The organism is Streptomyces anatolicus (assembly GCF_019400875.1).
GTDB classification, from domain to species: domain Bacteria; phylum Actinomycetota; class Actinomycetes; order Streptomycetales; family Streptomycetaceae; genus Streptomyces; species Streptomyces anatolicus.
Window position 1 is genome coordinate 23849 of sequence record NZ_WMBF01000014.1, and the last position, 12431, is coordinate 36279.

At 70.4% G+C, this 12431-nt stretch carries 11 protein-coding genes; 10 read left to right on the top strand and 1 reads right to left on the bottom strand.

Translation table 11 applies throughout. The features are described 5' to 3' along the window. Nucleotides 1–70: 70 nt before the first annotated feature. From GKQ77_RS03265 to rpsD, 3 genes are all read left to right on the top strand, one after another. On the top strand, nt 71–712 hold the full coding sequence (locus GKQ77_RS03265) for a vitamin K epoxide reductase family protein (protein ID WP_219687072.1): 642 nt from the start codon (nt 71–73) through the stop codon (nt 710–712). A gap of 45 nt (nt 713–757) precedes the next feature. Next, entirely contained in the window at nt 758–2119 is a 1362-nt protein-coding gene (locus GKQ77_RS03270) for a replication-associated recombination protein A (RefSeq protein WP_219687073.1), read from the top strand. Between the two features lie 341 nt (nt 2120–2460). Further along, nucleotides 2461–3075, top strand: coding sequence for a 30S ribosomal protein S4 (gene rpsD / locus GKQ77_RS03275; protein ID WP_125511570.1), 615 nt, complete (start codon nt 2461–2463; stop codon nt 3073–3075). Here rpsD and GKQ77_RS03280 read toward each other — a convergent pair. Beyond that, nucleotides 3063–5195 (bottom strand): ATP-binding protein, encoded by a 2133-nt coding sequence (locus tag GKQ77_RS03280; RefSeq protein ID WP_258020771.1) that lies wholly within the window; start codon nt 5193–5195, stop codon nt 3063–3065. The two genes, rpsD and GKQ77_RS03280, sit on opposite strands and share 13 nt — an antisense overlap. Before the next feature lie 161 nt (nt 5196–5356). Here GKQ77_RS03280 and GKQ77_RS03285 point away from each other — a divergent pair, with 161 nt between their 5' ends. From GKQ77_RS03285 to GKQ77_RS03315, 7 genes are all read left to right on the top strand, one after another. Beyond that, nucleotides 5357–5815 carry a DUF948 domain-containing protein gene (locus tag GKQ77_RS03285; protein WP_125511569.1) on the top strand — a complete coding sequence of 153 codons (459 nt, stop codon included), beginning with the start codon at nt 5357–5359 and terminating at the stop codon, nt 5813–5815. Between the two features lie 7 nt (nt 5816–5822). Continuing rightward, nucleotides 5823–6197 carry a DUF6167 family protein gene (locus GKQ77_RS03290; protein WP_219687075.1) on the top strand — a complete coding sequence of 125 codons (375 nt, stop codon included), beginning with the start codon at nt 5823–5825 and terminating at the stop codon, nt 6195–6197. Continuing rightward, the gene (alaS, locus tag GKQ77_RS03295) at nt 6197–8866 is read left to right on the top strand and encodes an alanine--tRNA ligase (protein ID WP_219687077.1); all 2670 of its coding nucleotides are present in this window, start codon (nt 6197–6199) and stop codon (nt 8864–8866) included. Before GKQ77_RS03290 ends, alaS begins: the two co-directional genes overlap by 1 nt. 20 nt (nt 8867–8886) lie before the next feature. Further along, a complete protein-coding gene (gene ruvX, locus GKQ77_RS03300) occupies nt 8887–9351 on the top strand; it encodes a Holliday junction resolvase RuvX (protein WP_206302915.1) in 465 nt (154 codons plus the stop codon). Nucleotides 9352–9473: 122 nt separating this feature from the next. Further along, a complete protein-coding gene (gene mltG / locus GKQ77_RS03305; protein WP_219687079.1) occupies nt 9474–11171 on the top strand; it encodes an endolytic transglycosylase MltG in 1698 nt (565 codons plus the stop codon). After that, complete coding sequence (locus GKQ77_RS03310; protein ID WP_219687081.1) at nt 11168–11998, top strand: shikimate dehydrogenase; 831 nt, start codon at nt 11168–11170, stop codon at nt 11996–11998. The genes mltG and GKQ77_RS03310 overlap by 4 nt, the downstream gene beginning before the upstream one ends. A 158-nt stretch (nt 11999–12156) precedes the next feature. Further along, the coding region (locus GKQ77_RS03315) for a chorismate synthase (RefSeq protein WP_219687083.1) at nt 12157–12431 on the top strand (275 nt) is incomplete at its 3' end.

Sequence of the window (12431 nt, forward strand, 5' to 3'; positions counted from 1 at the left end):
CGGTGGACACACAGGTACATGCGGCACAATGTGCGTGCCCACAGGCCCCCTCAAGCGACGGAACGGCGTGATGACCAAAACGATCTCGGCGCAGGCTCACGACTCGGACCACGGGGAGCGGGCAGCGGCCCCAGGTGCTGTCGGCGGGAGCCGTGGGCTCGCCCTGCTCCTGGTGATCACGGGCGCGGCCGGTCTGCTCGCCTCCTGGGTGATCACCCTCGACAAGCTGGAACTCCTGAAGAACCCGAATTTCCAGCCGGGGTGCAGCATCAACCCCATCGTGTCCTGCGGCAGCATCATGAAGAGCGACCAGGCGACGGTCTTCGGCTTCCCCAACCCGATGCTCGGCCTGGTCACCTACGGCATCGTCATCTGCGTCGGCATGAGCGTGCTCGCCGGGGCCCGCTTCCCGCGCTGGTACTGGCTGACCTTCAACGCGGGCACGGTCTTCGGCGTCGGATTCTGCACCTGGCTGATGATCCAGTCGCTGTACCACATCAACGCGCTCTGCCTGTGGTGCTGCCTGGCCTGGGCCGCCACGATCATCATGTTCTGGTACGTCACCTCCCTCAACGTCCGCAACGGCTTCCTGCCCGCGCCCCGCTGGGCCAAGAGCTTCCTGGACGACTTCACCTGGGCGCTGCCGGTGATGCACCTCGGCGTCGTCGCCATGCTGATCCTCACGCGCTGGGGCGCCGACCTCTGGGCCTGACCGGTCCAGGACGGATTGTCAGTGGGGTGACATAGGGTTCTTGACGTGGAGCCCGACCTGTTCACCGCCGCAGCCGAAGACCGCCAGGAGAAGGACCCGTCCAGCTCTCCCCTGGCCGTCCGGATGCGCCCGCGCACCCTCGACGAAGTCGTCGGCCAGCAGCATCTGCTGAAGCCGGGCTCACCCCTGCGCCGCCTCGTCGGCGAGGGCGGCGGGGGCCCCGCCGGGCCCTCGTCGGTATTCCTGTGGGGCCCGCCCGGCATCGGCAAGACGACTCTCGCGTACGTGGTCTCCAAGGCGACGAACAAGCGCTTCGTCGAGCTGTCCGCGATCACCGCGGGCGTGAAGGAAGTGCGCGCGGTCATCGACGGCGCCCGCCGGGCCATGGGCGGCCACGGCAAGGAGACCGTCCTGTTCCTCGACGAGATCCACCGGTTCAGCAAGGCCCAGCAGGACTCCCTCCTGCCCGCCGTCGAGAACCGCTGGGTGACGCTCATCGCGGCGACCACCGAGAATCCGTACTTCTCGATCATCTCCCCGCTGCTGTCCCGCTCCCTGCTCCTGACCCTCGAACCGCTCACCGACGACGACCTGCGCGCTCTGCTGCGCCGGGCGCTCACCGACGAGCGGGGCCTCGGCGGCGCCGTCGAGCTGCCCGATGAGGCCGAGGAGCACCTGCTGCGCATCGCCGGGGGCGACGCCAGGCGCGCGCTGACCGCCCTGGAGGCAGGCGCGGGCTCGGCCCTCGCCAAGGGCGAGAAGGAGATCACCCTCCAGACGCTGGAGGAGTCGGTCGACCGTGCCGCGGTGAAGTACGACCGCGACGGCGACCAGCACTACGACGTGGCGAGTGCCCTCATCAAGTCCATCCGAGGCTCGGACGTGGACGCGGCCCTGCACTATCTGGCCCGCATGATCGAGGCGGGCGAGGACCCCCGCTTCATCGCCCGGCGCCTGATGATCTCCGCGAGCGAGGACATCGGCCTCGCCGACCCGACCGCCCTGCCCACCGCGGTCGCCGCCGCCCAGGCCGTCGCCATGATCGGCTTCCCGGAGGCCGCGCTCACCCTCAGCCACGCCACGATCGCCCTCGCCCTCGCCCCGAAGTCGAACGCGGCGACGATCGCGATCCAGCAGGCCCAGGCCGACATCCGGGGCGGCCTCGCCGGCCCCGTCCCGCCCCACCTGCGCGACGGCCACTACAAGGGCGCGGCAAAGCTCGGCCACGCCCAGGGGTACGTGTATCCGCACGACGTCCCCGGCGGCATCGCGGCCCAGCAGTACGCCCCGGACACCATCGAGGGCAAGCGCTACTACCAGCCCACGAGGTACGGGGCGGAGGCGCGGTACGCCGACGTGGTCGAGCGGGTCCGCGCCCGGCTCAAGGGCGAGCAGCCCGAGGGCTGAGGCATCTCACCGCACCCGGTATAGTTGTCCGAAGTGCTGCGTCCCGTGTCCGGTCTCGTACCGGCACCACCAGAACGGGACATCCAGCCGGAACCCCCGCGCCGCGAGGCGGAGGGGATCCAGGAGCGTCGCGCACCGTCGAAGGTGTCGCGGGCAGCCCACCACCACCCCGGAGTCCCGGGAATCGGTCGGTGGGCCACTCGCGTGCTGCACATAGTGCCCAGACCAGGGAGCGGCTGCCGGGCCCGTCCGTCAGGACGAGCCGGGTTTCCCAGGCTGCGGATTGCGACCTCCCCTAACCACTGGTGAAGCCGATTTCCTTAGAACAGAGAGGTTGGTTCATGCCGAACCAGTCCCGCCCCAAGGTCAAGAAGTCGCGTGCTCTTGGCATCGCGCTGACCCCGAAGGCCGTCAAGTACTTCGAGGCCCGCCCCTACCCGCCGGGCGAGCACGGCCGTGGGCGCAAGCAGAACTCGGACTACAAGGTCCGTCTGCTCGAGAAGCAGCGGCTGCGTGCGCAGTACGACCTCTCCGAGCGCCAGCTCGTCCGTGCCTACGAGCGCGCGTCCAAGACGCAGCTCAAGACCGGTGAGGCCCTGGTCATCGAGCTGGAGCGTCGTCTCGACGCCCTGGTTCTGCGTTCGGGCATCGCCCGCACGATCTACCAGGCCCGCCAGATGGTCGTGCACGGCCACATCGAGGTCAACGGCGGCAAGGTCGACAAGCCGTCGTACCGCGTCCGTCCCGACGACGTCGTGATGGTCCGCGAGCGCAGCCGCGAGAAGCCGCTGTTCCAGGTCGCGCGTGAGGGTGGCTTCGCCCCCGACGGCGAGATCCCGCGCTACCTCCAGGTGAACCTGAAGGCCCTGGCCTTCCGCCTGGACCGCGACCCGAACCGCAAGGAGATCCCCGTGATCTGCGACGAGCAGCTCGTCGTCGAGTACTACGCCCGCTGACCCGGACGTAGCTCACCCTGCTTCAGCCCGTCGCCTCCCCGCCCTTCCCGGCGGGGCAGGCGGCGGGCCGGCTCGTTTCCGGGGCCGGTGCGCAGCGCCCGGGCGACCGCCGCGTCCAGACCGAGCCCCGCCCCCGCGCGTACGCACTCCTCGTACCGCTCGTCGCCCAGCGCCTCGCGGGCCCGCTCCTCGCACACGACGTGCGGCCCGCCGAAGTTGCCCGAGCCGAAGAGCGGCAGCCCCACCGACGGCCAGATGCGGGAGGCGGCGCCCTGGAGCACGGCGGCCTCCGCCGGATCGCCCTCCGCCGCCGTGAAGAGCGCGAGCAGTTCGAGGGAGAGGACCGTGCCCAGCAGATCGTGGAAGCGGTGGTCCAGAGCGAGCGACTCGGCGAGCAGTTCCCGCGCCCGTTCCGTCTCGCCGTGGGTCCAGGCCGCGTAGCCGAGCACGTAGAGGGCGTATGCGAGGGTCCAGCGCTCGCCGTGGTCCTCGCAGACCCGGCGCACGTCCTCGCACAGCTCCACGGCGTCGGCGAGTTCGCCGCGGAACGCCAGCGCCATCGCCAGCTCGACCTGGCCCATCAGGACATTGCTGTTCAGCTCGCCGATCTCCCGATAGCGCTCGAGCGCCGAGCGCAGCAGCTCCTCCGCGCGCGGGATGTCGTCCGTGACCAGGGCCAGGCAGCCGATGCGGTGTTCGGCGTAGGCCGCCGCGAGCGCGCTGCCCGCCCGCTCCGCTCCGTCGCGGCACTCGTGCAGCGCGGTCAGGGCGGCGACCGTGTCGCCCTGGAGCACCGCCACGTAACCGAGCACCCACAGCGCCTTGAGCCGCGCGTCCTCATGGCCGCCGTCCAGTTCGAGCGCCCGGTCGAGCCAGTGCCTGCCCTCCGGGAGGCGCCCGCAGCCGACCCAGTAGAACCAGAGCGAGCCGGCCAGGTACTGCCCCAGGTGCGCCTCGCCCGGCTCGGTCAGACAGAACTCCAACGCGGCCCGCAGATTGGGCAGTTCGGTCTCGACGAGGGCGGCGACCTCCGGCTGGCGCGGCGAGAACCACTCCAGCTCGCACCAGGTGGCGAGCCCCATGTACCAGTCGCGGTGCCTGCGCCGCAGCCGCGTGGCCTCGCCCGCCGCCTCCAGCCAGTCGCCGCCATACGCCCTGACCGTCTCCAGCATGCGGTACCGCACCCCCGCGGGCCCCTCCTCGCGGCTCACCACGGACTGCGCGAGCAGTTCGCCGAGAACGTCGAGAGTGTCGTCGGCGTGCAGACCGTCCCCGGCGCAGACGTATTCGACCGCCTCCAGGTCGAACTGCCCGGCGAAGACCGAGAGCCGCGACCAGAGCAGCCGCTCCGTCGGGGTGCACAGCTCGTGGCTCCAGCCGATGGCCGTCCGCAGCGCCTGGTGCCGGGTCGGCACGTCACGGCGGGCGCCGGTCAGCAGCCGGAACCGGTCGTCGAGCCGAGAGAGCAGCTGCGCGGGGGAGAGGGTCCGCAGCCGGCCCGCCGCCAGCTCGACGGCGAGAGGGATGCCGTCCAGGCGGCGGCACAGCTCAAGGACGTCCTCGCGGTTGCCGTCGTCGAGGGCGAAGCGGGGCAGGGCGGCCGTGGCCCGGTCGGTGAACAGCTCGGCCGCGTCCGCCTCGGGCAGCGGTGCCAGCGGCAGCAGCCGCTCGCCGCCGGTCTCCAGCGGCCTGCGGCCCACCGCGAGCACCCGCAGCCCGGGGGAGTGCACCAGCAGCTCGCACAGCAGCGAGGCGCAGGCGTCCACGAGGTGTTCGAATCCGTCGACGACAAGGAGGAGTTCCCGCTCGGCGAGGTGCTCGCGCAGCACCTGGCGCGGCGGGCGGGTCGTGTGGTCGGTGAGCCCCAGGGCCTCGGCGACGGCGTACTCGATCAGGTCCGCGTCACGCAGTGGTGCGAGATCCGCGAGCCAGGCGCCGTCGCGCGGCCGGTTCAGCGCCGCGGCCCGCAGCGCGAGGCGGGATTTGCCGACCCCGCCGATCCCGGTCACGGTGACCAGCCGTCCGGTCCCCAACGCCGCCGCCAGTTCGGCCAGTTCGGCGCTGCGCCCGATGAAGGCGTTGAGTTCCAGGGGGAGGTTGCCCGGCTGAGAGGCTCGCATGAGGTACGGAGCGTACTCATCCGCATGCGGTCCGTACAATTGCTTGAGGCAAGTCCCGCGAGAGCGAGTGCGAATGCGGTACGGACCGACGGCCCCGGCGCGATAGGGTCGGAGGACGACTTTTCGATGTTCAGGGACGATGTCTCAGGGAGCGGTGCCAAGTGTCCGGTGGAGAGGTTGCCGGGGTCCTGGTGGCCGTCTTCTGGGCGATTCTGGTCTCCTTCCTCGCGGTGGCACTGGCGAGGCTGGCCCAGACGCTCAGGGCGACCACCAAGCTCGTCGCGGACGTGACCGAGCAGGCGGTTCCCCTCCTCGCGGACGCCTCCAGCGCGGTGCGTTCGGCGCAGACGCAGATCGACCGCGTCGACGCGATCGCCTCCGACGTCCAGGAGGTCACGTCGAACGCCTCGGCGCTCTCCTCGACGGTCGCCTCCACCTTCGGCGGCCCGCTCGTGAAGGTGGCCGCGTTCGGCTACGGCGTCCGCCGGGCCATCAGCCGCAAGGCCGCCCCCGAGGCGAACGACATGCCCGCCAAGCCGTCCCGGCGTACGGTGATCGTGGGCCGCACCGTCCCGTCCGCACGGCAGAGGAAGCGGGCCAACCGGAATAAGAGGGACTGACGCAGCGATGTTCCGCCGTACGTTCTGGTTCACCGCGGGCGCAGCCGCCGGCGTATGGGCCACCACCAAGGTCAACCGCAAGCTCAAGAAGCTCACGCCCGAGAGCCTGGCCGCGCAGGCGGCGAACAAGGCGATCGAGGCGGGCCACAAGCTGAAGGACTTCGCGCTCGACGTCCGCGACGGCATGCTCGAACGCGAGGCGCAGCTGGGCGAGGCGCTCGGCCTCAACGCCCACCCCGACACCGAGCTGCCCCCCGGGCGCCGCTTCGCGGTCATCGAGAACCGCAGCCCCGACAAGTTCGACACGCACGACAGCACCGACAAGAAGACGAAGTACCTCGACAACACGCGGTACTCGTACAACCGGAATGAGGACCACTGATGGAGTCGGCTGAAATCCGCCGCCGCTGGCTGAGCTTCTTCGAGGAGCGCGGGCACACCGTCGTGCCTTCGGCGTCGCTCATCGCCGACGACCCGACTCTGCTCCTGGTCCCCGCGGGCATGGTGCCCTTCAAGCCCTACTTCCTCGGCGAGGTCAAGCCGCCCGCGCCGCGCGTCACCAGCGTGCAGAAGTGCGTGCGTACGCCCGACATCGAAGAGGTCGGCAAGACCACCCGGCACGGCACGTTCTTCCAGATGTGCGGCAACTTCTCCTTCGGGGACTACTTCAAGGAGGGCGCCATCACGCTCTCCTGGGAGCTGCTGACGAGCCCCGTCGAGAAGGGCGGCTTCGGCCTCGACCCCGAGCGGCTGTGGATCACGGTCTACCTCGACGACGACGAGGCCGAGCAGATCTGGCGCGAGAAGGTCGGCGTCCCGGCCGAGCGCATCCAGCGCCTGGGCAAGAAGGACAACTTCTGGTCCATGGGCGTCCCCGGCCCGTGCGGCCCCTGCTCCGAGATCAACTACGACCGCGGCCCCGAGTTCGGCGTCGAGGGCGGCCCGGCCGTCAACGACGAGCGGTACGTGGAGATCTGGAACCTGGTCTTCATGCAGTACGAGCGCGGCGCGGGCGACGGCAAGGAGGACTTCCCGATCCTCGGCGAGCTGCCATCGAAGAACATCGACACGGGCCTCGGCCTCGAACGCCTGGCGATGATCCTCCAGGGCGTACGGAACATGTACGAGACCGACACCCTGCGCGTCGTCATGGACAAGGCCACCGAGCTGACCGGCGTGCGCTACGGCGCCGAGCACGGCTCGGACGTCTCCCTGCGCGTGGTCGCCGACCACATCCGTACGTCCGCCATGCTCATCGGCGACGGCGTCACCCCCGGCAACGAGGGCCGTGGCTACGTCCTGCGCCGCATCATGCGCCGCGCCATCCGCAACATGCGCCTGCTCGGCGCCACCGGCCCGGTGGTCCAGGAGCTGATCGACGTCGTGATCAACACGATGGGTCAGCAGTACCCCGAGCTGATCACCGACCGCAAGCGCATCGAGACCGTCGCGCTCGCCGAGGAGGGCGCGTTCCTCAAGGCCCTCAAGGGCGGCACGAACATCCTCGACACCGCCGTCACCGAGACCAAGGCCGCCGGCGGCAAGGTCCTCTCCGGCGACAAGGCGTTCCTGCTCCACGACACGTGGGGCTTCCCGATCGACCTCACCCTGGAGATGGCCGCCGAGCAGGGCCTGGCCGTGGACGAGGACGGCTTCCGCCGCCTGATGAGGGAGCAGCGGGAGCGCGCCAAGGCCGACGCCAAGGCCAAGAAGACCGGCCACGCCGATCTGCACGCCTACCGCGCGATCGCCGACGCCGCGGGCGCCACCGACTTCACGGGCTACTCCCTCACGGAGAACGAGGCCCAGATCGTCGGCCTCCTGGTCAACGGCGTCTCCTCGCCCGCGGCCACCGAGGGCGACGAGGTCGAGATCGTCCTCGACCGCACCCCGTTCTACGCCGAGGGCGGCGGCCAGATCGGTGACACCGGTCGCATCCGCCTGGACAGCGGCGCCCTCGTCGAGATCCGCGACGTGCAGAAGCCGGTCCCCGGCGTGCACGTCCACAAGGGTGTCGTGCAGGTCGGCGAGATCACGGTCGGCGCCCCGGTGTGGGCCTCGATCGACGCGCACCGCCGCCGCGCCATCGCCCGCGCCCACTCCGCCACGCACCTCACCCACCAGGCGCTGCGCGACGCGCTCGGCCCGACGGCCGCCCAGGCCGGTTCGGAGAACCAGCCCGGCCGCTTCCGCTTCGACTTCGGTTCGCCCTCCGCCGTGCCCACGGCCGTGATGACGGACGTCGAGCAGAAGATCAACGAAGTCCTCGCCCACGAGCTGGACGTCCAGGCCGAGGTCATGTCGATCGACGAGGCCAAGAAGCAGGGCGCCATCGCCGAGTTCGGCGAGAAGTACGGCGAGCGCGTGCGCGTCGTCACCATCGGCGACTTCTCCAAGGAGCTGTGCGGCGGTACGCACGTCCACAACACCGCCCAGCTCGGCCTGGTGAAGCTGCTCGGCGAGTCCTCCATCGGCTCCGGTGTGCGCCGCATCGAGGCCCTGGTCGGCGTCGACGCGTACAACTTCCTCGCCAAGGAGCACACGGTCGTCGCCCAGCTCCAGGAGCTGGTCAAGGGCCGTCCCGAGGAGCTGCCCGAGAAGGTCTCCGCCATGCTCGGCAAGTTGAAGGACGCCGAGAAGGAGATCGAGAGGTTCCGCGCGGAGAAGGTCCTCCAGGCCGCCGCGGGTCTCGTCCAGGGCGCCAAGGACGTACGCGGTGTCGCCGTCGTCACCGGCCAGGTGCCGGACGGCACGGGCGCCGACGACCTGCGCAAGCTGGTCCTCGACGTACGCGGCCGCATCCCGGGCGACCGCCCGGCCGTGGTCGCTCTCTTCACGACGGCCAACGGCAAGCCGCTCACCGTCATCGCCACCAACGAAGCCGCACGTGAGCGCGGCCTCAAGGCCGGTGACCTGGTCCGCACGGCCGCCAAGACCCTCGGCGGCGGTGGCGGCGGCAAGCCGGACGTCGCCCAGGGCGGCGGCCAGAACCCGGCCGCCATCGGCGACGCCATCGCCGCCGTCGAGCGCCTTGTCACCGAGACGGCCTGATGACCGAGCCTGCCCAGGGCATGCGCAGGGGCCGACGTCTCGCCATCGACGTCGGTGACGCCCGGATCGGGGTCGCCTCGTGCGACCCCGACGGGATCCTCGCCACGCCGGTGGAGACGGTGCCCGGGCGCGATGTCCCGGCCGCCCAGCGCCGGTTGAAGCAGCTCGTCGAGGAGTACGAACCGATCGAGATCGTCGTCGGCCTCCCTCGCTCCCTCAACGGGCGCGAGGGCCCGGCGGCCGCCAAGATCCGCGTGTTCACGCAGGACCTCGCCCGCATGGTCGCCCCCATTTCGGTGAGGCTCGTGGACGAGAGGATGACCACAGTGACGGCCAGTCAGGGGCTGCGCGCCTCGGGCGTGAAGTCCAAAAAGGGCAGGTCCGTCATCGATCAGGCGGCGGCCGTGATCATCCTTCAGCAGGCTTTGGAGTCCGAACGGGCGTCAGGTAAAGCTCCCGGCGAGGGCGTCGAAGTGGTCATCTGATCGCGATACGGTAACGTTCCGCGCGATGCGGCGGCGTTCGAACAGCTGCCGCACAGCATCAAGAGGCGGATCGGTTGCCCGGCCATCCCAGGCGGCCCCGCCTCGCGGCATGTAGGGGATCGATGACTGAGTATGGCCGGGGCCCAGGCTCCGAACCGTGGCATCCGGAGGACCCGTTGTACGGGGACAGCGGATGGGGAGGACAGGCGCCCGCGGGCGACACGTCCGCCTCCTACGGCGGCCAGGGGCAGTACCACCAGCCGCACCAGCATCAGCAGCCGCATCAGTCGCAGCCCCAGTACGGCGGGGACTGGAGCACCGGGCAGCAGCAGGCCGCGTACGACCAGTCGGGGTACGGCGGACAGCAGCAGTACGAGGGCGACCCCGCGCAGGTCTACAACGGCGGGCAGGACGGCTACCAGAGCGGTGGCTGGGACGCCGGCGGGCAGGGGCAGGTCCCCTACAGCGGCGATCCGATGGACCCCTACGCCGGCCAGCAGGCGGGCTACGGCCAGGAGAGCCCCGACTACTACGCCACGCCCGACGCGTACGAACCGCCGGAACCGCCCGGCCACCGCCGCGCCACCGTCCCCGAGCAGGAGTCCGGGCCCGAGACCGACTGGGACCCGGGGCCCGACCGGGGCGAGCACGCGTTTTTCGCGGGCGGCGACGATGACGACGATGACGAACACGCCCGCAGGGGCGGCCGCGGTGACCGCCGAGGGGGCCGCGGCGGCAAGAAGTCCAAGAAGCGCCGCAGCGGCTGCGCCTGTCTGGTCGTCACCCTGGTCTTCGCGGGCGGCCTCGGCGGGGTCGGCTACTTCGGCTACCAGTTCTACCAGGACCGTTTCGGCACGGCGCCGGATTACGCGGGCGACGGGTCGGGTGAGGCCACGGTCGACATCCCCAAGGACTCCGGCGGGTACGCGATCGGGCAGAAGCTCAAGGAAGCCGGTGTCGTCAAGAGCGTCGACGCGTTCGTCTCCGCCCAGGGCAAGCACCCGGAGGGGCAGTCCATCCAGGCGGGCGTCTATGTGCTCAAGAAGCGCATGTCCGCGGCGAGCGCCGTCGAATTGATGCTCAACCCCAAGAGCCGCAGCAACCTCATCATTCCCGAGGGCAAGCGGAATGCGTGGGTCTACGAAAAGATCGACGCCCGTCTGAAATTGCCGGACGGGACGACGGAAAACGTCGCCAAGAAGGAATGGAAGACCCTCGGCCTGCCTGAGTGGGCGAATACCAACAAGGACATCAAGGACCCGCTGGAAGGATTCCTCTTCCCCTCCAGCTACCCGGTCGCCAAGGGCCAGAAGCCCGCGGACGTCCTGCGGAAGATGATCGCCCACGCCAACGAGAAGTACGAGGACCTCGACCTCAAGTCGAAGGCCGCCGAGCTGAACCTGAAGGACCCGCTCGAAGTCCTCACGGTGGCGAGCCTGGTCCAGGCGGAGGGCAAGTACAAGCACGACTTCGAGAAGGTCGCGACGGTCGTCTACAACCGCCTGAAGCCCAACAACACCGAGACGTACGGCCTGTTGGACTTCGACTCCACGGTGAACTACCTCCGGGGCGAGTCCAAGCTCGGCACCGGCACGGTCGACGATCTGCGCAAGCTCAAGGACCCGTACAACACCTACAAGATCAAGGGCCTGCCGCCCGGACCGATCGGCAACCCCGGCGAGGTGGCGCTGAATTCGGCACTGCACCCGGCCAAGGGGAATTGGTACTACTTCGTCTCGGTCAGCGAGGACAAGACGCTCTTCGCCGAGACCAACGAGGAGCAGAACCGCAACCGCGAGAAATACCTGAAGGGGCAATGAGCGCGCAGAAGCGTCGAGCCGCCGTCCTCGGCTCCCCGATCGCCCACTCCCTCTCCCCGGTGCTGCACCGCGCCGCGTACGAGGAGCTGGGGCTGAGTGACTGGACGTATGACCGTTTCGAGATCGACGAGGCGGCGCTGCCGGAATTCGTCGCGGAACTCGGCCCGGAATGGGCCGGGCTCTCGCTGACGATGCCGTTGAAGCGGGCGGTCATTCCGCTGCTCGACGAGATCAGCGGGACCGCCGCGTCCGTCGAGGCGGTGAACACGGTCGTGTTCACCGAGGACGGCCGGAAGGTCGGGGACAACACCGACGTCCCCGGCATGGTGGCCGCCCTGCGCGAACGCGGCATCGAGCAGGTCGGCTCCGCCGCGATCCTCGGGGCGGGCGCCACCGCGTCCTCCGCGCTCGCCGCCCTCGCGCGGATCTGTACGGGTGAGGTCGTCGCGTACGTACGCAGTGACGCCCGCGCGGCCGAGATGCGGCAGTGGGGCGAGCGGCTTGACGTGGAGGTCAGGACCGAGGACTGGGAGGACGCCCGCGAGGCGCTGACCGCGCCCCTGGTGATCGCCACGACCCCGGCGGGCACCACGGACGCGCTCTCCGCCCTTGTGCCCGAGCGCCCGGCCACCCTCTTCGACGTGCTGTACGACCCGTGGCCCACCGAGCTGGCGGCCCGCTGGTCGGCGTACGGCGGGGCGGTCGTCAGCGGACTCGACCTGCTCGTGCACCAGGCGGTGCTCCAGGTCGAGCAGATGACGGGCCGCGGGCCCGCGCCGCTGGACGCGATGCGCAAGGCCGGGGAGCACGCGATCGCGGAGCGGTAGGAGCCCGGCTCCAAGACGTGGGCGCCGCGTCCGCCTGATGGACCTGCGGCCGGGCCCGCCCCGGGGTCGTGGGAGGATCGGGGGATGGCGGGCCAGGGCCGCGCACCCGGCCGCGCCGTCGCATTCCGCAGTTCCAGGCGCGAGCATGAGGAGCACCGTTGAGCAGGTTGCGCTGGCTGACCGCTGGGGAGTCCCACGGACCCGCACTCGTCGCCACACTGGAGGGACTTCCCGCCGGCGTGCCGATCACCACGGAGATGGTGGCGGACCACCTGGCCCGGCGGCGGCTCGGCTATGGACGCGGCGCCCGCATGAAGTTCGAGCGCGACGAGATCACCTTCCTCGGCGGCGTCCGGCACGGTCTGACCATGGGCTCGCCGGTGGCGATCATGGTCGGCAACACCGAGTGGCCCAAGTGGGAGCAGGTCATGGC